Genomic DNA, 21,777 nt, shown 5'->3' with positions numbered 1-21,777 from the left:
GATTATGAAAGTGTGGCCTGTCAAACAGAGTCCGTTACTGCGTCAGCCAGAGCGTTTTATCGCCAGGGATGAGCTGAAATCACTGATTCAGAAGGTGACGCATAATCTGGTGAACATTCACGATAAAACGGGCGAATTTTTGCTGCGACTGGACGACGGGCGCGTGATCGACACCAAAGGCTGGGCGGGATGGGAGTGGACGCATGGCGTCGGCTTATACGGCATCTGGCAGTATTACTGCCAGACCGGTGACGTCGCGATGCGAGACATTATCGACAGCTGGTTTACCGATCGCTTCGCGGAAGGGGCGACCACTAAAAATGTCAACACGATGTCACCGTTTCTGACCCTGGCTTATCGCTACGAAGAGACGGAAAACCCGGCCTGGCTACCGTGGCTGGAAAGCTGGGCAGAATGGGCGATGAACGAGATGCCGCGCACCGATCACGGCGGGATGCAGCACATCACTCTGGCCGAAGAGAATCATCAGCAGATGTGGGATGACACGCTGATGATGACGGTTCTGCCGCTGGCGAAAATCGGCAAGTTGCTGAACAAACCGGAATACGTTGAAGAAGCGGTGTATCAGTTCCTGCTGCACGTGCAGAACCTGATGGACAGGGAAACCGGGCTGTGGTTCCACGGCTGGAACTACGAAGGCAACCATAACTTTGCCAGGGCCCGCTGGGCGCGCGGCAACAGCTGGCTGACCATTGTCATCCCGGATTTCCTCGAGCTTGTGGATCTGCCGGAAAACAACGCCGTGCGGCGTTACCTGGTCCAGGTTCTGAACGCGCAGATTGCGGCCCTGGCAAAATGTCAGGACAACAGCGGCCTGTGGCACACGCTGCTTGACGATCCTGACTCCTATCTGGAGGCTTCAGCAACCGCTGGGTTTGCCTACGGGATCCTGAAAGCCGTGCGTAAGCGTTATGTCGGGGCGGAGTATGCAGAGGTCGCCGATAAAGCGATTCGCGGCATCGTGAAAAATATTTCGCCGGAAGGGGAGTTACTGCAAACGTCATTCGGTACGGGGATGGGCAGCAACCTGGAGTTTTATCGCCAGATCCCGCTGACGTCGATGCCTTATGGTCAGGCGATGGCCATTTTGTGTCTGACGGAGTATCTGCGGAAGTACTTCTGATCTTGTGGAGATCCCCGGTGGTGCTGCACTTACCGGGGCTACAAAACAACAAACCCGGCGATTGCCGGGTTTCTTTTTTACATACGTTCTACGGTTTCGATACCCAGGGTATCCAGACCCAGTTTCAGGGTCTTCGCCGTCAACTGCGCCAGCTTCAGGCGGCTGTTGCGCACCGCTTCGTTTTCTGCCGACAGGATTGGGCAATGTTCGTAGAAGCCAGAGAACAGACCCGCCAGGTCGTACAGATATGCACACATCACGTGCGGGGTGCCATCGCGTGCAACGACGGACAGCGTCTCTTCGAATTGCAGCAGGCGGGCGGCCAGCTGGGCTTCACGATCTTCGCTGATCTGAACTGCGACATTTGCCAGTACGCTTTCGTCGATATTCGCTTTACGGAACACAGACAACACACGGGTGTAGGCATACTGCATGTACGGCGCAGTGTTGCCTTCGAACGCCAGCATGTTATCCCAGTCGAAAACGTAGTCAGTGGTACGGTTCTTGGACAGATCCGCGTATTTTACTGCACCAATACCGACCGCGTTAGCCAGTTTTTCCAGTTCATCGGCTGGCATATCCGGGTTCTTCTCTGCCACCAGACGACGGGCGCGTTCCAGCGCTTCATCCAGCAGGTCAGCCAGTTTTACCGTGCCGCCAGCGCGGGTTTTGAACGGTTTTCCGTCTTTGCCGAGCATCATCCCGAACATGTGGTGTTCCAGCGGAACAGAATCAGGCACGTAGCCCGCTTTGCGCACAATCGTCCACGCCTGCATCAGGTGCTGGTGCTGACGGGAATCGATGTAGTACAGCACGCGATCGGCATGAAGGGTTTCGTAACGGTATTTCGCGCAGGCAATATCGGTGGTGGTGTACAGATAGCCGCCATCCTTTTTCTGGATGATCACGCCCATCGGTTCGCCTTCCTTGTTTTTGTACTCATCAAGGAACACCACCGTTGCGCCTTCGCTCTCTACCGCCAGACCTTTCGCTTTAAGGTCAGCCACAATACCTGGCAGCATTGGGTTGTACAGGCTTTCACCCATCACATCGTCACGGGTCAGGGTCACGTTCAGGCGGTTATAGGTTAACTGGTTCTGGGACATGGTAATGTCTACCAGTTTGCGCCACATCTCGAGGAAGTACGCGTCGCCGCCCTGTAATTTCACCACGTAGCTACGGGCACGCTCGGCGAAGACTTCATCTTCGTCGTAGTGCTTTTTCGCTTCGCGGTAGAAGCCTTCCAGGTCCGCCAGCGCCATTTCGCCTGCATTTTCCTGCTGCTGTTTTTCCAGGTAAGCAATCAGCATCCCGAACTGTGTACCCCAGTCACCCACGTGGTTCGCACGAATAACGTTGTGGCCGAGGAACTCCAGCGTGCGTACGGACGCATCACCAATAATGGTGGAGCGCAGGTGACCGACGTGCATCTCTTTCGCCACGTTTGGCGCAGAGTAGTCAATCACGATGGTCTGTGCTTCTGGCTGGGTTACGCCCAGACGATCGGACTTCAGCGCCGCGTCAACGTTGCTTGCCAGGAATGCCGGGTCAAGGAAGATATTGATAAAGCCCGGGCCGGCGATTTCCGTTTTGCTGGCAATACCGGCGAGATCCAGATGAGTCAGCACCTGCTCAGCGAGTTGTCGCGGCGGCATTCCCAGTTTTTTAGCCACTGCCATCACGCCATTAGCCTGATAGTCGCCAAACTGTACTTTTGCTGACTGACGAACCTGCGGTTCGCAATCCGCAGGTGCGCCTGCGGCAATCAGTGCCTGACTGACTTTTTCTGAGAGAAGAGCCTGAATATTCACCTGGATACCTTACATTTTTGATGCGGACACAACACATCCGCGCCAGTTTAAGAATTTAGGGCGGGAGTATACTGCAAATGCCTTCTGGCGTCAGCATTGCGGGGGCCTTTGATTGTGCAGAATCCAGGCTAAGGCAGTGTGCATAATCATGCAGTCGTAAAAACCACAACGCTGCGGTTGGTAGAAACGAGCCAACAGAGTAAATTAGCGGCTTTGCGACATATTGAGAGACGATTTTATGGCGAACTGGCAATCTATTGACGAACTGCATGATATTTCAGCAGATCTCCCGCGTTTCACCCAGGCGTTCACAGAACTTGCCACCCGTCTTGGTCTGGATATTGCGCCGCTTGAGGCCGATCACATTTCACTGCGCTGCCACCAGAATGCCACCGCCGAGCGCTGGCGTCGTGGGTTTGAGCAGTGTGGGGAGCTGCTGTCCGAAAACATCATCAACGGACGCCCAATTTGCCTGTTTAAGCTGCACGAACCGGTTTGCGTTGCCCACTGGCAATTCAGCGTGGTTGAGCTGCCGTGGCCGGGTGAAAAACGCTATCCGCATGAAGGCTGGGAACACATCGAAATTGTGCTGCCTGGCGAGCCTGAAACCCTGAACGCGCGCGCGCTGGCCCTGTTGTCTGACGAAGGGTTAAGCAAGCCGGGTATCTTCGTGAAAACCAGTTCACCAAAAGGGGAGCTCGAGCGTTTGCCAAACCCGACGCTTGCCGTGACCGACGGGCAGGTTACCGTGAAGTTTCATCCGTGGACGATTGAACAGATTGTTGCCAGCGAAGCCTGAGTGTAAGACTTGTGAGCTCACGCCAGGACCCACAGCGGCAGGCGTGTCATGATGGTGTGTTTCGTGGATCTTTAAGGAGGATTGAATGGCGCTGCTGGAGATTTGTTGTTACAGCGTGGAGTGTGCCGTGACCGCACAACAACAGGGGGCCGATCGCATTGAATTGTGCGCGGCGCCCAAAGAAGGGGGCTTAACACCCTCTTACGGGATGCTGAAGTCTGCCCGTCAGGCGGTTTCCATTCCGGTTCACCCGATCATTCGTCCGCGCGGCGGTGATTTTTGTTATACGGCGGGTGAGTTCAGTGCCATGCTGGAAGATATCGCCCTCGTTCGCGACCTGGGATTCCCGGGCCTGGTTATCGGCCTGCTTGATGAAGACAGCAATGTCGATATGCCGCGAATGCGTCAGGTTATGGATGCGGCGAAAGGGCTGGCAGTCACTTTTCATCGTGCATTTGATATGTGCAAGAACCCGGTGCAAGCCTTTGATAATCTTGCCGAACTGGGTGTTGCGCGTATCCTGACATCGGGTCAGCAGTCGTCCGCAGAAAAAGGACTGCAATTAATTAGGGAACTAAAAGCACATTCCGGTGTTCTAAAAATAATGGCAGGCGCAGGAGTTCGCGCCAGCAATCTGAATCTGTTTTTAAACGCAGGGGTAGAAGAGCTTCATAGCTCAGCAGGCAAGTGGATGCCTTCACCTATGCGTTATCGCAATACAGGGTTGTCAATGTCGACGGATGCTGAAGCGGATGAGTATTCACGCTACGGTGTAGATGGAGAGTCGGTTGCGGTAATGAAATCGATGATTGAACGTCATCACGTGTAGCAACGTACCGCTTTTTACCGCGCATCATGTCGCCCAATATGATGCTTGCTTGTACCAGGCCCCTGCCAATTACACAGGGGCCTTTTTTTCTCCTTCATATTTCAAGCCGCAGCTGCGTTGGCCGCCTCGCTCCCCCCGGTCACTTACTGATGTAAGCTCCAGGGGATTCGCTACGTTGCCGCCTTGCTGCAACTTGAACTATTTTGGAGAAAACCATCTATGAGTAGGCCGGGTAAGGCGTAGCCGCCACCCGGCTAAAAGACTACGGCTTTGTCGCAATCAACACCGCACGCATCGGTGCCGGATAGCCTTCAATGGTTTTACTGTGATCTGCCGGGTCGAGGAACTGCTCCAGCGATTCGGTAATCATCCAGTCTGTACGGCGCTGCTCCTCAATTGAGGTCACGCTCACATCGGCAATACGTACATCCACAAAACCGCACTTCTCAAGCCAGTTTTTCAGCGCCAGTGCGGAAGGAATAAAGTAGACGTTGCGCATCTGCGCGTAGCGGTCGCCAGGCACCAGAACGGCATTCTCATCACCTTCGATAACCAGCGTTTCCAGCACCAGCTCACCCCCGCTGACCAGCTGATCTTTCAGCTGCCACAGATGCTCAAGCGGGGAACGGCGGTGATAAAGCACGCCCATGGAAAACACGGTATCAAAGGCTTTCAGCGCCGGTAATTGCTCAATACCCAGCGGCAGCAGATGCGCACGCTGGTCATTGCCGAGTAATTTACGCACGGCTTCAAACTGACACAGGAACAGCTGCATAGGATCGATGCCGACCGCCAGATGCGCGCCTGCGCCAATCATGCGCCACATGTGGTAACCACTGCCACAGCCCACATCCAGAATGGTGCGCCCGCTGAGGTCAGACAGATGCGGCAGAACGCGATCCCATTTCCAGTCTGAACGCCATTCCGTGTTGATGTTCACGCCGTAAAGCGAAAACGGTCCTTTGCGCCACGGCATCAGGTTACGCATCAGCGTTTCGATACGGTTCGTCTGGCCAGCGGAGAGTGGTTCTGCGCTTTCGGCCGTTACGCTGTGCAGCAAATCAAGACGATGAGGCGTCAGTTCCGGCAAAAACTCCACTGCATTCGACCACTGCTTTAACAGACCATGCTGCTGATCGCGCTGCCAGGTGGCGATTTGCGCAGGCAGTGTTTCCAGCCAGTGGGAAAGGTGATTTTTGGCGATCAACTGATAGAAATTACCGAACTCGATCATGCCGCATCCCCGGCTTTCAGCGCCACCAGAGAGCCAAAGTTGAAGCACTGGAACCAGAGTTCGCTGTGCTCAAACCCGGCCTTACGCAGACGCGCTTTGTGGGTTTCAACGGAATCCGTCAGCATGACGTTTTCAAGCATACTGCGCTTCTGGCTGATCTCCAGCTCGCTATAGCCGTTCGCCCGTTTAAAGTCGTGGTGCATGTTAAACAGCAGCTCGCCCACATCGGCATCCTCAAAACTGAATTTCTCGGATAACACCAGCGCACCGCCCGGGTTCAGGCCCTTATAAATCTTGTCCAGCAGCAGCTGGCGGTCTTCCGGCACCAGGAACTGAAGGGTGAAATTCAGAACCACCATTGAGGCGTTCTGAATGTCGATATCGCGGATATCACCTTCCACAACTTCAACCGGTGTTGGGGCCTTATACGCGTCAATATGGCGACGGCAGCGTTCGACCATGGCCGGAGAATTATCAACGGCGATGATTTTACAGCCTTCCTGACGAACGTTACGACGAACCGACAGCGTTGATGCGCCAAGCGAACACCCCAGATCATAAACCTGCGTGCCGGGTTGAACAAAACGTTCAGCTAGCATCCCGATCATGGAGACAATATTGGAGTAACCAGGTACAGAGCGCTGGATCATGTCAGGGAAGACTTCGGCTACCCGTTCATCAAAGGTCCAGTCGCCCAGACTGGCGATAGGCGCGGAAAAAAGCGTGTCGCGATCAGACATAACGTAAAAATCCGGGAAAAATAAAGTGGCGTATTGTGCGCTAATGGAAGGAGAAAACCAACTCCCACGGCATATACCAAAGGTTAGCCAGCACCATCAGCAAAAGCGAACACCAGGTTGCGCTCATACCGGAACGACGCCAGCGGAACAAGCGGTGGTGAAAGCCGTAATAATGCATTAACCGGCCTGCAATCAGAAGCAAGCCACAGATGTGGACCATCCAGGTTTCCGCGCCGTTCATCTCCATAAACAGCAGCAATATCAGCGCAACGGGGATGTACTCAACCGCATTACCGTGGACACGGATCGCGCTTTGCAGCTCGGAAAAACCACCGTCGCCATAGGACACGCGGTACTGCATTCTGAGGCGCACAACATCAAACGAAAATTTAATCAGCAATAATGCACCTAACACCGCATAGAGCGCGCTGACCATACAAACTCCCTGTTTTTGGCAGATGGCACGTCTACATGATAGGGGGTGATATCAGAAAAGAGAAGATTGTTGTGGGATAGAGGGCGCGTCGCCTACGGACGGAACCGCATTCTGCAAGGCCTGCCAGAGTGCATCGACCAGTTCAGGAGCCTGGGCGATATCAGGCGTATGCAAAAACAGGAACGGCGTGGTGGTCTGTTCCCATTTCGGCAGGGTTTGCAGCCAGACGGCGAACATGTCCTGATTTTGCTGCATGTTATCGCTGCCGATAAACCGCACCATCGGGTTGCTGGCCGTTACTACGGCATGGACGGGCACTTTCGGTTTCTTACGCTGCGCGTCAATAATGGCGTCGTTATGCGCAATGGCGCTATGCACCGGGCGGCTGTCGAGGATCACGCGGTTAACCGTGCGTTCATGCAGGCCGCGATTGAGTGCTTTTTCAGCCTCGCCTTTGGCAAAAAAATCGGGATGGCGCACTTCAACGCCGTAGGTAAACTCCCGGGGCAGGGCATCGAGAAACTGCCACAGGGCAGGCATGTCGCGCGGGCCAAATGTCGCAGGAAGCTGGAGCCAGTACTGGCCGATACGATTTGCCAGTGGCGACATTCGGTCAAAAAATTCAGCGGTTAAATCACCACAGTTACGCAATGCCGCGGTATGGCTGATGGTTGCCGGAAACTTAAAGCAGAAGCGGAAATCATCGCGGGTTTGCTCTCGCCAGCGTTCGACAATCTCTGCTCTGGGAAGGGCATACAGAGTGGTATTGCCCTCCACGCAGTTAAAGTGGCGGGCATACTCTTCGAGGCTGGTTATCCCAAGGCGCACCCATTTCGGGTGCGACCACTGGGGCAGGCCCACATACATCATAGGGCGCTTAACACCTCATCGGTGCTGCGCACACGACCGATACGCGGGAAGATGTTGGTCATGCTTCCCTGATGTTGTTCTGCAGAGCCTGCGCTGCACGCATCCTCCACGATGACCAGATTAAAACCCAGCTCCCAGGCGTTGCGGGCCGTTGATTCCACGCCAATGTTGGTGGAGATCCCGCACAGGATAATGGTGTCGATTCCGCGGCGACGCAGTTGCAACTCCAGGTCGGTGCCATAGAATGCGCCCCACTGGCGTTTAGTGACTTCGATATCGCTGTCGCGTTTGCCAAGGGATACCGGATATGTCCACCAGTTTTCCGGCAGCGCATGTCCTGCGGCCTGGGCATCGACAGGCTGTTTTAACGCTTCGGCGAAATCCGCAGACCAGCCGACACGCACCATGACAACAGGCGCGCCAGTGGCGCGGCATTTTTCCGCCAGACGGGCGGCACGGCTGACCACGTCGTCAGCGGTGTGCGGGCCTCCGGCAAATGGCAGGATCCCTTCCTGTAAATCAATCACCACAAGGGCGGTTTTGGTGGCATCGAGTGTAAACATAGTAACTCCAGTCAAATTAATCGCTTCGGCTACACCTTACGATGTTCCTGCCTGTTACCGGGCGGATAATTTTGTTAATTTTTGTGAGAATGCGCAATAAGAGTGCAGCAAACGTGCCTCAGGCCGCGCTTCTCTCTTATCGTCGGGCGGAATTTCCAGTATAATAGCCGCCTTTTTTCATCCAGTTGTGACATACAGTTAAAGCTGCGACAACGTAGCCTGATTTAAAGGCGACAAACAGCCTGCGGCTAATTAAGGGATATCTCATGCGTACAGAATATTGCGGGCAGCTGCGTCAGTCCCACGTCGGGCAGCAGGTTACCCTGTGTGGTTGGGTCAACCGTCGTCGTGATCTTGGTAGCCTTATCTTCATCGATATGCGCGACCGCGAAGGTATCGTTCAGGTGTTCTTCGATCCAGATCGCGCCGAGGCGTTGAAACTGGCTTCTGAGCTGCGTAATGAGTTCTGCATTCAGGTCACTGGCACCGTTCGTGCGCGTGACGAGAAAAATATCAACGCAGACATGGCGACCGGCGCAATCGAAGTGCTGGCGTCTGACCTGGTTATCATCAACCGTGCAGAAGCGCTGCCGCTGGACTCTAACCACGTCAACACCGAAGAAGCGCGTCTGAAGTACCGCTATCTTGATCTGCGTCGCCCGGAAATGGCTCAGCGCCTGAAAACGCGCGCGAAGATCACAAGCCTGGTGCGCCGCTTTATGGACGACCACGGTTTCCTCGATATTGAAACCCCGATGCTGACCAAAGCCACGCCGGAAGGCGCGCGCGATTACCTGGTCCCGTCCCGCGTGCATAAAGGCAAATTCTACGCGCTGCCGCAGTCACCACAGCTGTTCAAACAGCTGCTGATGATGTCCGGCTTCGACCGTTACTACCAGATTGTTAAGTGCTTCCGTGACGAAGACCTGCGTGCTGACCGTCAGCCAGAATTTACCCAGATCGACGTTGAAACCTCCTTCATGACCGCCGAACAGGTGCGTGAAGTGATGGAAGCGCTGGTGCGTGGCCTGTGGAACGACGTGAAAGGCGTTGAGCTGGGCGATTTCCCAATCATGACCTTCGCCGAAGCCGAGCGTCGCTACGGTTCTGATAAACCAGACCTGCGTAACCCGATGGAGCTGGTGGACGTGGCAGACCTGGTGAAAGCCGTTGAGTTCGCGGTGTTCTCCGGCCCGGCTAACGATCCGAAAGGCCGCGTTGCTGCCCTGCGTGTACCAGGTGGTGCAAGCCTGAGCCGTAAGCAGATTGACGACTACGGCAACTTCATCAAGATCTACGGCGCGAAAGGTCTGGCCTATATTAAGGTTACCGAGCGTGCAAAAGGTCTGGAAGGCATTACCAGCCCGGTCGCTAAATTCCTGAACGCAGAGATCGTGGAAGCTATCCTTGAGCGCACTGGCGCGCAGGACGGCGACATGATCTTCTTCGGTGCAGACAACAAAAAAGTGGTTGCCGATGCGATGGGCGCGCTGCGTCTGAAGCTGGGCAAAGACCTGAACCTGACCGACGAAACCAAATGGGCGCCGCTGTGGGTTATCGACTTCCCGATGTTTGAAGACGACGGTGAAGGCGGCCTGACAGCAATGCACCACCCGTTCACCTCGCCAAAAGACATGAGCGCGGCAGAGCTGAAAGCAGCACCGGAAGATGCTGTGGCGAACGCCTACGACATGGTAATCAACGGCTACGAAGTGGGCGGCGGTTCCGTACGTATTCACAGCGGTGAAATGCAGCAGACCGTGTTCGGTATCCTGGGTATTAACGAGCAGGAGCAACGCGAGAAGTTCGGCTTCCTGCTGGATGCCCTGAAATACGGTACGCCTCCGCACGCGGGTCTGGCATTCGGCCTTGACCGTCTGACCATGCTGCTGACCGGTACCGACAACATCCGTGATGTTATCGCCTTCCCGAAAACGACCGCCGCGGCGTGTCTGATGACGGAAGCACCAAGCTTTGCCAACCCGGCCTCACTGGCTGAGCTGGGCATCGACGTGGTGAAAAAGGAAGAGAAAAACTGATATGACATATAAGCTCCCCGTTTCTGTCTTAGTTGTCATTTATGCCCAGGACACGAAGCGGGTGCTGATGTTGCAGCGGCGTGACGATCCTGATTTCTGGCAGTCGGTTACCGGCAGCCTGGAAGAGGGTGAAACTGCGCCGCAGGCCGCCGCGCGCGAAGTAAAGGAAGAGGTCGCGATTGATGTTGCTTGCGAGCAACTGACCCTGAAGGACTGTCAGCGCACGGTGGAGTTTGAAATTTTTAGCCATTTACGTCATCGCTATGCTCCGGATATCGAGCGCAATACGGAATCGTGGTTCTGTCTCGCGCTTCCCCATGAACGGGAGATCGTGTTCACTGAACATCTGAACTACCGCTGGGTGGATGCGGTGGATGCCGCCGCACTGACCAAGTCGTGGAGCAACCGGCAGGCGATTGAAGAATTTGTAATTAACGCTGCCTGAGAAGGCGCGATTTTTGGAGAACTTTTTATGGCAGGTCATAGTAAGTGGGCCAACACCAAACACCGCAAAGCGGCACAGGATGCCAAACGCGGTAAGATCTTTACCAAAATCATTCGTGAGCTGGTAACAGCAGCGCGTCTGGGCGGCGGCGATGCGGGTTCTAACCCACGTCTGCGTGCGGCGATTGATAAAGCACTGTCTAACAACATGACGCGTGATACCCTGAACCGTGCAATCGCTCGTGGCGTGGGCGGCGATGAAGACGCGAACATGGAAACCATCATTTATGAAGGTTACGGCCCTGGCGGTACTGCGGTCATGGTTGAATGTCTGTCTGACAACCGTAACCGTACCGTTGCCGAAGTGCGCCACGCGTTCACCAAAACCGGTGGCAACCTGGGTACTGATGGCTCCGTGGCTTACCTGTTCAGCAAAAAAGGCGTGATTTCTTTCGAGAAAGGCGACGAAGATGTGATCATGGAAGCGGCGCTGGAAGCCGGTGCTGAAGACGTTGTGACCTTTGATGACGGTGCTATCGACGTGTACACCGCGTGGGAAGAGATGGGTGCGGTGCGTGATGCGCTGGAAGCGGCTGGCCTGAAAGCAGACAACGCTGAAGTGTCTATGATCCCGTCAACCAAAGCGGACATGGATGCAGAAACTGCGCCTAAACTGCTGCGCCTGATCGACATGCTCGAAGACTGCGACGATGTGCAGGAAGTGTACCACAACGGTGAAATCTCTGATGAGGTTGCAGCGACTCTCTGATGAGAGCGTTTAAACCGTTTACAGGAGGCGCGTGATGTCGATTATCCTCGGGATTGACCCCGGCTCACGCGTCACCGGTTATGGCGTCATCCGTCAGGTTGGACGCCAGTTAACCTACCTGGGCAGTGGCTGTATTCGCACCAAAGTGGACGATCTGCCGTCACGTCTTAAGTTGATCTACGCAGGCGTGTCCGAGATTATCACCCAGTTTCAGCCAGACTATTTCGCTATCGAGCAGGTTTTTATGGCGAAAAACGCCGATTCGGCGCTGAAGCTTGGCCAGGCGCGCGGCGTGGCGATTGTTGCGGCCGTAAACCAGGATCTTCCGGTGTTCGAATACGCGGCAAGACAGGTTAAGCAGACGGTGGTAGGAAATGGTGGCGCGGAGAAAAGTCAGGTGCAGCACATGGTGCGCACGCTGCTGAAGCTCCCCGCTAACCCACAGGCTGATGCCGCCGATGCGCTGGCAATCGCCATAACCCACTGTCATGTCAGCCAGAATGCGATGCAGATGAGTGATTCACGGCTCAATCTGGCGCGAGGCAGGTTACGATAATGACAAATGAGGCTGGATGTTTATCCAGCCTTTTTTTATTATACCCGCAGTTAACTCTTCCAGAACGCAGGAGCGTCACGTGATAGGCAGACTCAGAGGCATCATCATTGAAAAACAACCCCCGTTAGTGCTGCTTGAAGCGGGAGGCGTAGGCTATGAAGTCCATATGCCAATGACCTGTTTCTATGAACTCCCTGACGCGGGCAAAGAAGCCATTGTCTTCACCCAGTTCGTTGTGCGCGAAGATGCGCAGCTGCTCTACGGTTTCAATAACAAGCAGGAACGCACCCTGTTCCGCGAGCTAATCAAAACCAACGGCGTCGGGCCGAAACTGGCGCTGGCGATTTTATCCGGCATGTCAGCACAGCAGTTTGTGAATGCCGTAGAGCGCGAAGATCCGGTCGCCCTGATTAAACTGCCTGGCATCGGCAAGAAGACCGCAGAGCGCCTGATTGTGGAAATGAAAGACCGCTTTAAAGGCCTGCACGGCGATCTGTTTACCCCAGCGGCAGACCTGGTGCTGACATCACCGGGCGCGCCAACGGCTGATGATGCCGAGCAGGAAGCGGTTGCTGCTCTGGTAGCACTGGGCTATAAACCTCAGGAGGCCAGCCGTATGGTGAGCAAAATCGCCAAACCGGATGCCAGCAGTGAAACCCTGATTCGTGAAGCGCTGCGCGCTGCATTGTGAGGTAAAGGATGATTGAAGCAGACCGCCTGGTATCGGCAGGCACTATTCAGGCAGATGATGTGGTGGATCGCGCAATCCGCCCGAAGCTGCTTGATGAGTACATTGGCCAGCCGCAGGTTCGCTCTCAGATGGAGATCTTCATCCAGGCGGCAAAACTGCGCGGCGATGCGCTCGATCATCTGCTGATTTTTGGCCCGCCGGGGTTAGGTAAAACCACGCTGGCAAACATTGTTGCCAATGAAATGGGCGTAAACCTGCGCACCACATCCGGCCCGGTGCTGGAGAAAGCTGGCGATCTGGCGGCGATGCTGACCAACCTTGAACCGCATGATGTCCTGTTCATTGATGAGATCCACCGTCTTTCCCCGGTAGTGGAAGAGGTGCTCTATCCGGCGATGGAAGATTATCAGCTGGATATCATGATTGGTGAAGGCCCGGCTGCGCGCTCCATCAAAATCGACCTGCCTCCGTTTACGCTGATTGGCGCCACGACCCGCGCCGGTTCGTTAACATCACCACTGCGTGACCGCTTCGGCATTGTGCAGCGTCTTGAGTTTTATCAGGTGCCTGATCTCCAGCATATTGTCAGCCGCAGCGCACGTTACATGGGGCTGGAGATGAGCGAGGAAGGGGCATTTGAAGTGGCAAAACGCTCTCGCGGCACGCCGCGTATCGCCAACCGCCTGCTGCGCCGTGTGCGTGACTTCGCTGAGGTGAAGCATGATGGCAGCATTTCGGCAGACATTGCCGCACAGGCGCTGGACATGCTGAACGTGGATGCCGAAGGTTTTGACTATATGGACCGTAAACTGCTGCTGGCGGTGCTGGATAAATTCTTTGGCGGGCCGGTGGGGCTGGATAACCTGGCGGCAGCGATTGGGGAAGAGCGCGAAACCATCGAAGATGTGCTGGAGCCGTATCTTATCCAGCAGGGCTTTTTACAGCGCACCCCACGTGGCCGTATGGCGACGGTGCGGGCGTGGAATCATTTCGGAATTACGCCACCGGCAATGCCGTAAATAATGCCGGGTGGCGCTTCGCTTACCGGGCCTACAATTTGGCTTTTGTAGCCCCGGTAAGCGAAGCGCCACCGGGGAGACATACCCGCTACTGTGCGGTCTTCTTCATCATACTGAAAATAAACAGTACAGCTGCGCACAGCACCACTGATGGCCCCGCTGGCGTGTCGTAAAACGCCGAGAAGGTCAACCCACCCGTTACCGCAATCATCCCTACAATAACTGCCACGCCGGCCATTTGCTCTGGCGTACGGGCAAAACGACGGGCGGTTGCTGCCGGGATAATCAACAGGGAGGTGATTATCAGCGCCCCGACGAACTTCATCGCCACACCAATGGTCAGGGCAGTCACCAGCATCAGAAGCAGTTTCACGCGCTGAAGCTTAACCCCATCGACGAATGCCAGATCCGGGCTAACGGTCATCGCCAGCAGGTTGCGCCACTGCCATAACAGGATCGCCAGCACGACCACCACACCAATGGCGATAGAGATCAGGTCCTCCGGCGTCACGGCCAGCAGATCCCCAAACAGGTAAGCCATCAGGTCAACGCGAATATTCGACATCAGGCTTACGACCACCAGACCCAGTGACAGCGCACTGTGTGCCATAATGCCGAGCAACGTATCAATGGCGAGGTGAGGGCGCTTTTCCAGCCACACCAGACCGGCGGCCAGCATCAGCGTCACCACGATCACCGCATAAAACGGGTTTACATTCAGCAGCAGACCAAAGGCAACGCCAAGCAGAGAAGCGTGCGCCAGCGTATCGCCGAAATAGGACATTCTGCGCCACACAACAAAAGAGCCCAGCGGCCCTGCGGCGCAGGCAAGCATAATCCCGGCCAGCCAGCCGGGCAGTAACAGTTCAATCATGAGTGTCCATTTCCCCGACGCAGTACAATCCGTCCCTGCAAATCATGGCGATGATTGTGGTGGTGGCGATAGATGCCAAGCTGTTCGGCTCCACGAGGGCCAAACATAGAGATAAATTCCGGGTGCATCGACACCACTTCCGGCGTGCCGGAGCAGCAGATATGGTGGTTCAGGCACAGTACTTCGTCGGTTTTTGCCATCACCAGATGCAGGTCGTGAGAAACCATCAGCACCGCGCAGTCAAGCTCATGGCGAAGCTGATCAATTAAATCGTACAGCGCAACCTGGCCATTCACGTCAACACCCTGAGTTGGTTCATCGAGGACCAGCAGTTGCGGGCTGCTCAGTAATGCGCGAGCCAGCAGAACGCGCTGCGTTTCGCCGCCAGAGAGCTTCTGCAAAGGGGCGTCGATCAGATGTCCGGCCTGCACGCGTTTCAGCGCGGGAAGGATATCGTCTTTACGCGTGCCTGGACGCAGCCGCAGGAAACGGCTCACCGTCAGTGGCAGAGTGGCGTCCAGGTGTAATTTTTGCGGCACATAGCCAATACGCAGTTTGGTATCACGTTTGATAACACCTTCATCGGGTGCTACCAGACCCAGAACCACGCGCACCAGGGTGGATTTCCCGGCACCATTAGGGCCGAGCAGTGTCAATATTTTACCGGGTTTCAGTTCCAGCGAAACGTCAGAAAGGACGCGGCGCTGACCGAATGACACCGAAATATTTTCGAGAGAAACCAAAGTCGTCATGTCAATTTAAGCTTGCAGAAGTCATCGAATGTTATAATATCACATTCCCCGAACTTATTACGATGAATAGTCGCATTATGTTACATAAAAATACGCTTCTTTTCGCAGCATTATCCGCTGCCCTTTGGGGTACAACAGCACAAGATGTTAACGCTGCCGTTGTCGCTTCGCTTAAACCCCTTGGCTTCATCGCCTCTGCCATTGCAGATGGCGTAACGGAGACCCAGGTTTTGCTCCCTGACGGTGCCTCTGAACATGATTATTCCTTGCGCCCATCTGATGTAAAACGCTTACAAAACGCGGACTTAGTCGTCTGGATTGGCCCGGAGATGGAAGCGTTCATGCAGAAGTCTGCCCAGCAGGTTCCGGCGCAAAAGCAGGTCACCATTGCGGACCTTGCAGGCGTGAAACCGTTACTCATGAAAGGGACTGACGACGACGAACACGAAAGTGAGCACAACCACGCTGAAGGTGAAAAAGGTGACGACCATCACCATCACGGCGAGTACAACATGCATCTTTGGCTCTCGCCAGAGATAGCGCGGCTTTCGGCGGTTGCAATCCATGACAAATTAGTGGAACTTATGCCGCAAAGTCGAGCCAAATTAGACGCCAACCTGAAGGATTTTGAGGCAAGTTTAGCCGCAACCGATAAACAGGTGGGTTACGAGCTCGCACCGCTGAAAGGCAAAGGGTATTTCGTTTTTCATGACGCTTATGGCTACTACGAAAAACACTACGGTTTGACCCCGCTCGGGCACTTTACCGTCAACCCTGAAATTCAGCCTGGTGCGCAGCGTTTACATGAAATCAGAACACAGTTGGTTGAGCAGAAAGCGACATGCGTTTTTGCTGAGCCACAGTTCAGGCCAGCGGTCGTAGAAGCCGTGGCCAGGGGAACATCCGTGCGCATGGGAACCCTTGACCCGCTAGGAACGAATATCCAGTTGAGCAAAGCGAGCTATTCGCAGTTCCTCAGCCAACTGGCGAACCAGTATGCGAGCTGCCTGAAAGGAGATTAACGAGGAAGTGAATACGTGCAACAGATAGCCCGCTCTGTCGCCCTGGCATTTAACAATCTGCCCCGACCCCATCGCGTTATGCTGGGGTCGCTTACAGTTCTCACTCTGGCGGTCGCCGTATGGCGGCCCTATGTTTACCATCCGAGTTCTGCGCCCGTCATCAAAACCATTGAGCTTGAGAAGAGCGAAATCCGTTCCCTGTTGCCTGAGGCCAGCGAGCCTATCGATCAGGCAGCTCAGGAAGACGAAGCGATTCCTCAGGATGAACTGGACGACAAAACCGACACCGAAGCGGGTAACCACGAATATGTGGTATCTACCGGAGACACGCTCAGCAGCGTACTGAACCAGTACGGCATAGAGCTGGGGGATATCAGCCAGCTCGCCGCCGCCGATAAAGACTTACGTAACCTCAAAATCGGCCAACAACTCTCCTGGACCTTAACCGCAGAAGGCGATTTACAACGTCTGACGTGGGAAGTTTCTCGCCGCGAAACCCGTACTTACGATCGCACTGCAAACGGTTTCAAAATGAGCAGTGAAATGCAGCAGGGCGACTGGGTCAACAGCGTGCTGAAAGGCACGGTAGGGGCGAGTTTCGTCAGCAGCGCGCGTGATGCGGGCCTGACCAGCGCGGAAATTAGCTCGGTGATCAAAGCGATGCAGTGGCAGATGGACTTCCGTAAGCTGAAGAAAGGCGATGAGTTCTCGGTGCTGATGTCCCGCGAGATGCTGGATGGTAAGCGCGAGCAAAGCCAGCTGGTGGGCGTGCGTCTGCGTTCTGATGGCAAAGATTACTACGCCATCCGTGCTGAAGATGGCAAGTTCTATGACCGTAACGGTACGGGTCTGGCGAAAGGTTTCCTGCGTTTCCCGACCGCGAAGCAGTTCCGTGTTTCCTCTAACTTTAACCCGCGCCGTCTGAACCCGGTAACCGGCCGTGTTGCGCCGCACCGTGGTGTTGACTTCGCAATGCCGCAGGGCACCCCTGTACTGGCGGTGGGTGATGGCGAAGTGGTGATGGCGAAACGCAGTGGTGCCGCGGGTTACTATGTTGCCGTGCGCCATGGTCGTACCTACACCACCCGCTATATGCACCTGCGTAAACTGCTGGTTCAGCCGGGGCAGAAGGTGAAACGTGGCGATCGTATCGCGCTTTCCGGCAATACCGGACGTTCAACCGGGCCGCACCTGCACTATGAAGTGTGGATCAACCAGCAGGCGGTGAACCCGCTGACGGCGAAGCTGCCGCGCACCGAAGGCCTGATCGGTAAAGATCGCACCGATTATCTGGCGCAGGTGAAAGAAGTGATGCCGCAACTGCGTTTTGACTAACCTCGTGTTTTGTAAAGCCGGTGCCTTCGCGCACCGGCTTTTTCTTTTGTGCGTAAGCGCCAGCCTCGCTACACTATCCGCATTGTTCTTTATTTTGCGTCATCTTCCCTGGAATCAGCATGGAAACAAAAAAAAATAACATTGAGTACATTCCTGAGTTTGAGCCGTCGTTTCGCCATCCCTCCAACTGGGGCGCCTGGCTGGGTGTCTATGCGTTTGCCGGTATCGCACTGCTGCCGGCCTCTGTCCGCGATCCTGTTCTCGGCAAGATAGGCCGCCTTGCCGGGCGGATGGGCAAAAGCGCCCGTCGCCGCGCGCAAATTAACCTCTACTATTGCTTCCCTGAGAAAAGCGACGCCGAGCGCGAAGCCATCATCGATGCGATGTACACCACGGCACCGCAGGCAATGGCGATGATGGCAGAGCTGGCGCTGCGCGGGCCGGAGAAGCTGCTCAGCCGTGTTGACTGGAAAGGGCTCGAAATCATCGAAGAGATGCGCCGCAATGACGAGAAGGTGATCTTCCTCGTTCCTCACGGCTGGGGCGTTGATATCCCGGCCATGCTTATGGCATCGCAAGGGCAGAAGATGGCTGCCATGTTCCACAATCAGGGGAATAAGATCTTTGATTATGTGTGGAACACCGTCCGCCGCCGTTTTGGTGGCCGCCTGCACGCGCGTAACGACGGTATCAAACCCTTTATTCAGTCTGTGCGTCAGGGCTACTGGGGATACTATCTGCCGGATCAGGACCACGGGCCTGAGCACAGCGAGTTTGTCGATTTCTTTGCCACTTACAAAGCCACGCTGCCAGCGATTGGCCGCCTGATGAAAGTCTGTCGCGCCCGCGTTATTCCGCTGTTCCCTGTTTATGACGGTAACACGCACCGCCTGAGCATTGAGGTGCGCCCGCCAATGGATGATCTGCTGACGGCAGACGATCACACCATTGCGCGCCGGATGAATGAAGAGGTTGAGCTGCTGGTGGGGCCGCATACGGAACAGTACACGTGGATACTCAAGCTGCTTAAAACGCGTAAGCCGGGCGAAAAAGAGCCCTATAAACGCAAAGAGCTTTTCCCGAAGAAATAAAAAAAGCCCCCTCCGCAAGGAGGGGGCTTTTTAACACCACCGGAATTATTCGACGGTCATAACACGGGTGGTGTTGGTTGAACCCACGGTGCTCATCACATCACCCTGAGTCACGATAACGATATCGCCGGACACCAGGTAGCCTTTGTCGCGCAGCAGGTTAACGGCATCGTTCGCCGCGGCAACGCCATCGCTGGTGCTGTCGAAGTAAACCGGCGTCACGCCACGATACAGCGCAGTCAGGTTCAGAGTACGCTCATGACGGGACATCGCAAAGATTGGCAGACCGGAGCTGATACGGGACGTCATCAGTGCGGTACGGCCAGATTCGGTCATGGTGATGATGGCGGTAACACCTTTCAGGTGGTTTGCCGCGTACATTGCGGACATCGCAATAGCTTCTTCCACGTTGTCGAACTGCACGTCCAGACGGTGTTTAGAAACGTTGATGCTTGGGATCTTCTCAGCGCCCAGACACACGCGCGCCATGGCAGCAACGGTTTCAGCCGGGTACTGGCCTGCTGCGGTTTCAGCAGACAGCATGACCGCATCGGTACCATCCAGCACGGCGTTTGCCACGTCCATAACTTCTGCACGGGTTGGCATTGGGTTGGTAATCATCGATTCCATCATCTGGGTCGCAGTGATCACGGCGCGGTTCAGCTGACGCGCACGGCGGATCAGCGCTTTCTGGATACCCACCAGTTCCGGGTCGCCGATTTCAACGCCCAGGTCACCACGGGCAACCATCACCACGTCGGAGGCCAGGATAACGTCATCCATCGCGTCCTGATCGCAAACGGCTTCTGCACGCTCAACTTTGGCAACGATTTTCGCATCGCAGCCTGCATCACGTGCCAGACGGCGAGCGTAGTTCAGATCTTCGCCACAGCGTGGGAAGGAGACCGCCAGGTAATCCACACCAATCTGCGCAGCAGTAACGATGTCGGCTTTGTCTTTATCGGTCAGCGCTTCCGCAGAGAGGCCGCCACCGAGTTTGTTAATGCCTTTGTTGTTGGAAAGCGGGCCGCCCACGGTCACTTCGGTGAACACTTTCATGCCCTGAACTTCCAGCACTTTCAACTGAACACGGCCATCGTCGAGCAGCAGAATGTCGCCAGGTACCACGTCAGCAGGCAGACCTTTATAGTCGATGCCAACTTTCTCTTTATCGCCTTCACCTTTGCTCAGGTTGGCATCCAGCAGGAACTTATCGCCAACATTGAGGAAAACTTTGCCTTCTTTGAATGTTGATACACGGATTTTTGGCCCTTGCAGGTCACCGAGAATAGCAACATGGCGGCCCAGTTTAGCCGCGATCTCACGCACTTTATCTGCACGCAGTTTATGGTCTTCTGGCGTACCGTGAGAGAAGTTCATACGTACCACGTTGGCGCCTGCGGCGATAATTTTCTCGAGGTTATTATCGCGATCGGTAGCCGGGCCTAAGGTGGTTACGATCTTGGTTCTGCGAAGCCTTCTGGACATGTAATACTCCGTTGACTGAAACAATTTTGGTGTTGCGTGAACATTGAATCGGCGTTCTGTCTGCTGCAAGGCAACAGGGAACTGACCGAGTGCCGTAAATCGTTAAAACATCATTATTAACTATTAGGGAACATCGCTCTTTATGAGCAATTCTTTATCAAAACGCGATTCCTTGAGCGCTTCCTTGACCCGCTTCAAGTTATCTCTGAATTTTGCCCCACGACGCAAGGTAAAACCGGTCGCCAGTACGTCAATCACGGTGAGTTGCGCAAGACGTGACACCATTGGCATATACATGTCGGTGTCTTCCGGCACATCCAGCGTGATGGCGAGAGTCGCTTCTCGTGCCAGCGGTGTGCCTGCGGTTGTAAGCGCTATCACCATAGCATCATTATCTCGCGCCAGTTGGGCCAGTTCCACCTGGCTTTTGGTGCGTCCGGTATGCGAGATAAGAACCACCACATCATCTTCGCTACAATTCATACAACTCATGCGTTGCAGCACAATGTCATCGGAATAAATGACCGGAACATTAAAGCGGAAGAATTTGTTCATGGCATCGTGAGCAACCGCGGCGGACGAGCCCAGACCGAAGAAGGCTATCTTCTTCGCCTGGGTCAGTAAATCGACCGCGCGATTAACCGACGTCATATCCAGCGACTGACGGACATGATCGAGCGTTGCCATCGCGGATTCAAATATTTTCGCGGTATAGGCATCAACGCTGTCGTCTTCATCCACATTGCGATTAACATACGGCGTACCGTTTGCCAGACTTTGTGCCAGATGCAGTTTAAAATCGGGGAAGCCACGCGTTTCAAGGCTTCGACAGAACCGGTTCACCGTTGGTTCGCTAACGCCCGATTCCTGTGCCAGAGCGGCGATGCTTGAATGAATCGCCTGAGCGGGGGAGGCGAGAATAACTTCAGCCACTTTTCGCTCGGATTTGCTAAGGTGTTCCAGTTGAAACTGGATTTTTTCCAGCATGTTCATCGTTAACCAGGCGCTCATGGGTGGAAACGATTTCATTGATTGATGAAATCATGATTCGATTTAGTCGATATTACCCCTCGGGCTTCCTTAAAGGGTAATGTACGACAAGAAATGTTGTTGTTTTTTTTCATTACTTGATCGCTGTCGGGTTTTGTCGTGACCGGGCAGTACAAAGATTCAACGGATCCAGCGTTTTTGCCGTGCCGCAGGCGTTTGACTGGCGAAAAATCACGGTATCGCACGTGACGTTAAGCGCTAATGGTTTCGGGAATGACGTA

22 protein-coding genes are annotated in these 21,777 nt (G+C 54.8%); 12 read left to right on the top strand and 10 right to left on the bottom strand.

From position 1 onward, the window contains the following. Positions 1-4: 4 nt before the first annotated feature. Positions 5-1,144, top strand: a complete 1,140-nt coding sequence (locus N1249_RS13435; protein ID WP_259829995.1) for a glycoside hydrolase family 105 protein — start codon at positions 5-7, stop codon at positions 1,142-1,144. A 77-nt stretch (positions 1,145-1,221) separates the two neighbouring features. On the opposite strand, the gene argS is transcribed toward N1249_RS13435, so the two are convergent. Further along, complete coding sequence (gene argS, locus N1249_RS13430; RefSeq protein ID WP_257273381.1) at positions 1,222-2,955, bottom strand: arginine--tRNA ligase; 1,734 nt, start codon at positions 2,953-2,955, stop codon at positions 1,222-1,224. Between the two features lie 238 nt (positions 2,956-3,193). Here argS and N1249_RS13425 point away from each other — a divergent pair, with 238 nt between their 5' ends. Continuing rightward, positions 3,194-3,754, top strand: coding sequence for a VOC family protein (locus N1249_RS13425; RefSeq protein WP_259829993.1), 561 nt, complete (start codon positions 3,194-3,196; stop codon positions 3,752-3,754). A gap of 85 nt (positions 3,755-3,839) precedes the next feature. Then, complete coding sequence (gene cutC, locus N1249_RS13420; protein WP_259829991.1) at positions 3,840-4,583, top strand: copper homeostasis protein CutC; 744 nt, start codon at positions 3,840-3,842, stop codon at positions 4,581-4,583. Positions 4,584-4,845: 262 nt separating this feature from the next. Here the strand turns inward: cutC and cmoB are convergent, their stop codons facing one another. From cmoB to N1249_RS13395, 5 genes are read right to left on the bottom strand one after another with little or no spacing between them, the layout of a single operon-like run. After that, a complete protein-coding gene (cmoB, locus tag N1249_RS13415) occupies positions 4,846-5,817 on the bottom strand; it encodes a tRNA 5-methoxyuridine(34)/uridine 5-oxyacetic acid(34) synthase CmoB (protein ID WP_014070700.1) in 972 nt (323 codons plus the stop codon). After that, on the bottom strand, positions 5,814-6,557 hold the full coding sequence (gene cmoA / locus N1249_RS13410; RefSeq protein ID WP_014070699.1) for a carboxy-S-adenosyl-L-methionine synthase CmoA: 744 nt from the start codon (positions 6,555-6,557) through the stop codon (positions 5,814-5,816). The genes cmoB and cmoA overlap by 4 nt, the downstream gene beginning before the upstream one ends. A 40-nt stretch (positions 6,558-6,597) precedes the next feature. Further along, positions 6,598-6,993: an MAPEG family protein gene (locus tag N1249_RS13405; protein WP_182061505.1), complete on the bottom strand. Its 396-nt coding sequence runs from the start codon at positions 6,991-6,993 to the stop codon at positions 6,598-6,600. Positions 6,994-7,044: 51 nt separating this feature from the next. Then, positions 7,045-7,863 (bottom strand): DUF72 domain-containing protein, encoded by an 819-nt coding sequence (locus N1249_RS13400; protein ID WP_259829987.1) that lies wholly within the window; start codon positions 7,861-7,863, stop codon positions 7,045-7,047. Further along, positions 7,860-8,426, bottom strand: coding sequence for a hydrolase (locus N1249_RS13395; RefSeq protein WP_257273360.1), 567 nt, complete (start codon positions 8,424-8,426; stop codon positions 7,860-7,862). Before N1249_RS13395 ends, N1249_RS13400 begins: the two co-directional genes overlap by 4 nt. Before the next feature lie 266 nt (positions 8,427-8,692). Between N1249_RS13395 and aspS the strand changes: the two genes are divergently transcribed. The 6 genes from aspS (at position 8,693) to ruvB (ending at position 13,944) form a co-directional block, all read left to right on the top strand. Continuing rightward, entirely contained in the window at positions 8,693-10,465 is a 1,773-nt protein-coding gene (aspS, locus tag N1249_RS13390) for an aspartate--tRNA ligase (RefSeq protein WP_259829981.1), read from the top strand. Between the two features lies 1 nt (position 10,466). After that, on the top strand, positions 10,467-10,910 hold the full coding sequence (nudB, locus tag N1249_RS13385; protein WP_257273358.1) for a dihydroneopterin triphosphate diphosphatase: 444 nt from the start codon (positions 10,467-10,469) through the stop codon (positions 10,908-10,910). A gap of 27 nt (positions 10,911-10,937) precedes the next feature. After that, positions 10,938-11,678 carry a YebC/PmpR family DNA-binding transcriptional regulator gene (locus tag N1249_RS13380; RefSeq protein WP_040075122.1) on the top strand — a complete coding sequence of 247 codons (741 nt, stop codon included), beginning with the start codon at positions 10,938-10,940 and terminating at the stop codon, positions 11,676-11,678. Positions 11,679-11,712: 34 nt separating this feature from the next. Continuing rightward, complete coding sequence (gene ruvC, locus N1249_RS13375; protein ID WP_182061500.1) at positions 11,713-12,234, top strand: crossover junction endodeoxyribonuclease RuvC; 522 nt, start codon at positions 11,713-11,715, stop codon at positions 12,232-12,234. A 79-nt stretch (positions 12,235-12,313) separates the two neighbouring features. After that, positions 12,314-12,925 carry a Holliday junction branch migration protein RuvA gene (ruvA, locus tag N1249_RS13370; RefSeq protein ID WP_014070691.1) on the top strand — a complete coding sequence of 204 codons (612 nt, stop codon included), beginning with the start codon at positions 12,314-12,316 and terminating at the stop codon, positions 12,923-12,925. Positions 12,926-12,933: 8 nt separating this feature from the next. After that, positions 12,934-13,944, top strand: a complete 1,011-nt coding sequence (gene ruvB, locus N1249_RS13365; protein ID WP_257273356.1) for a Holliday junction branch migration DNA helicase RuvB — start codon at positions 12,934-12,936, stop codon at positions 13,942-13,944. An 88-nt stretch (positions 13,945-14,032) separates the two neighbouring features. Here the strand turns inward: ruvB and znuB are convergent, their stop codons facing one another. After that, positions 14,033-14,818 carry a zinc ABC transporter permease subunit ZnuB gene (znuB, locus tag N1249_RS13360; protein WP_257273355.1) on the bottom strand — a complete coding sequence of 262 codons (786 nt, stop codon included), beginning with the start codon at positions 14,816-14,818 and terminating at the stop codon, positions 14,033-14,035. Further along, complete coding sequence (znuC, locus tag N1249_RS13355) at positions 14,815-15,570, bottom strand: zinc ABC transporter ATP-binding protein ZnuC (protein ID WP_166715837.1); 756 nt, start codon at positions 15,568-15,570, stop codon at positions 14,815-14,817. Before znuC ends, znuB begins: the two co-directional genes overlap by 4 nt. Before the next feature lie 77 nt (positions 15,571-15,647). Between znuC and znuA the strand changes: the two genes are divergently transcribed. The 3 genes from znuA (at position 15,648) to lpxM (ending at position 19,018) form a co-directional block, all read left to right on the top strand. After that, positions 15,648-16,592: a zinc ABC transporter substrate-binding protein ZnuA gene (gene znuA / locus N1249_RS13350; protein WP_257273373.1), complete on the top strand. Its 945-nt coding sequence runs from the start codon at positions 15,648-15,650 to the stop codon at positions 16,590-16,592. Between the two features lie 15 nt (positions 16,593-16,607). Continuing rightward, on the top strand, positions 16,608-17,927 hold the full coding sequence (gene mepM / locus N1249_RS13345; RefSeq protein WP_257273354.1) for a murein DD-endopeptidase MepM: 1,320 nt from the start codon (positions 16,608-16,610) through the stop codon (positions 17,925-17,927). A 119-nt stretch (positions 17,928-18,046) separates the two neighbouring features. After that, on the top strand, positions 18,047-19,018 hold the full coding sequence (gene lpxM, locus N1249_RS13340) for a lauroyl-Kdo(2)-lipid IV(A) myristoyltransferase (protein ID WP_257273353.1): 972 nt from the start codon (positions 18,047-18,049) through the stop codon (positions 19,016-19,018). A 45-nt stretch (positions 19,019-19,063) separates the two neighbouring features. Here lpxM and pyk read toward each other — a convergent pair whose 3' ends face one another. Together pyk and N1249_RS13330 are read right to left on the bottom strand one after the other, a co-directional pair. Beyond that, positions 19,064-20,506 (bottom strand): pyruvate kinase, encoded by a 1,443-nt coding sequence (gene pyk / locus N1249_RS13335; protein ID WP_014070684.1) that lies wholly within the window; start codon positions 20,504-20,506, stop codon positions 19,064-19,066. Positions 20,507-20,629: 123 nt separating this feature from the next. Further along, positions 20,630-21,499 carry a MurR/RpiR family transcriptional regulator gene (locus N1249_RS13330; protein WP_041162241.1) on the bottom strand — a complete coding sequence of 290 codons (870 nt, stop codon included), beginning with the start codon at positions 21,497-21,499 and terminating at the stop codon, positions 20,630-20,632. Positions 21,500-21,777: the final 278 nt, after the last annotated feature.

The sequence above is a fragment of the Enterobacter sp. CP102 genome (genome assembly GCF_025152625.1).
Classification (GTDB): Bacteria; Pseudomonadota; Gammaproteobacteria; order Enterobacterales; family Enterobacteriaceae; genus Enterobacter; species Enterobacter soli.
The sequence above is the reverse complement of the archived record's forward strand: the minus strand, read 5'-3'. Positions and strand labels throughout refer to the sequence as shown.

What these genes read in the sequence shown, in the direction of transcription:
- N1249_RS13435 (WP_259829995.1), top strand. Translation starts at nt 5, where the DNA reads ATGAAAGTGTGGCCTGTCAAACAGAGTCCGTTACTGCGTCAGCCAGAG.
- N1249_RS13425 (WP_259829993.1), top strand. Translation starts at nt 3,194, where the DNA reads ATGGCGAACTGGCAATCTATTGACGAACTGCATGATATTTCAGCAGAT.
- cutC (WP_259829991.1), top strand. Translation starts at nt 3,840, where the DNA reads ATGGCGCTGCTGGAGATTTGTTGTTACAGCGTGGAGTGTGCCGTGACC.
- cmoB (WP_014070700.1), bottom strand. Translation starts at nt 5,817, where the DNA reads ATGATCGAGTTCGGTAATTTCTATCAGTTGATCGCCAAAAATCACCTT.
- cmoA (WP_014070699.1), bottom strand. Translation starts at nt 6,557, where the DNA reads ATGTCTGATCGCGACACGCTTTTTTCCGCGCCTATCGCCAGTCTGGGC.
- N1249_RS13405 (WP_182061505.1), bottom strand. Translation starts at nt 6,993, where the DNA reads ATGGTCAGCGCGCTCTATGCGGTGTTAGGTGCATTATTGCTGATTAAA.
- N1249_RS13400 (WP_259829987.1), bottom strand. Translation starts at nt 7,863, where the DNA reads ATGATGTATGTGGGCCTGCCCCAGTGGTCGCACCCGAAATGGGTGCGC.
- N1249_RS13395 (WP_257273360.1), bottom strand. Translation starts at nt 8,426, where the DNA reads ATGTTTACACTCGATGCCACCAAAACCGCCCTTGTGGTGATTGATTTA.
- aspS (WP_259829981.1), top strand. Translation starts at nt 8,693, where the DNA reads ATGCGTACAGAATATTGCGGGCAGCTGCGTCAGTCCCACGTCGGGCAG.
- nudB (WP_257273358.1), top strand. Translation starts at nt 10,467, where the DNA reads ATGACATATAAGCTCCCCGTTTCTGTCTTAGTTGTCATTTATGCCCAG.
- N1249_RS13380 (WP_040075122.1), top strand. Translation starts at nt 10,938, where the DNA reads ATGGCAGGTCATAGTAAGTGGGCCAACACCAAACACCGCAAAGCGGCA.
- ruvC (WP_182061500.1), top strand. Translation starts at nt 11,713, where the DNA reads ATGTCGATTATCCTCGGGATTGACCCCGGCTCACGCGTCACCGGTTAT.
- ruvB (WP_257273356.1), top strand. Translation starts at nt 12,934, where the DNA reads ATGATTGAAGCAGACCGCCTGGTATCGGCAGGCACTATTCAGGCAGAT.
- znuB (WP_257273355.1), bottom strand. Translation starts at nt 14,818, where the DNA reads ATGATTGAACTGTTACTGCCCGGCTGGCTGGCCGGGATTATGCTTGCC.
- znuC (WP_166715837.1), bottom strand. Translation starts at nt 15,570, where the DNA reads ATGACGACTTTGGTTTCTCTCGAAAATATTTCGGTGTCATTCGGTCAG.
- znuA (WP_257273373.1), top strand. Translation starts at nt 15,648, where the DNA reads ATGTTACATAAAAATACGCTTCTTTTCGCAGCATTATCCGCTGCCCTT.
- lpxM (WP_257273353.1), top strand. Translation starts at nt 18,047, where the DNA reads ATGGAAACAAAAAAAAATAACATTGAGTACATTCCTGAGTTTGAGCCG.
- pyk (WP_014070684.1), bottom strand. Translation starts at nt 20,506, where the DNA reads ATGTCCAGAAGGCTTCGCAGAACCAAGATCGTAACCACCTTAGGCCCG.
- N1249_RS13330 (WP_041162241.1), bottom strand. Translation starts at nt 21,499, where the DNA reads ATGAACATGCTGGAAAAAATCCAGTTTCAACTGGAACACCTTAGCAAA.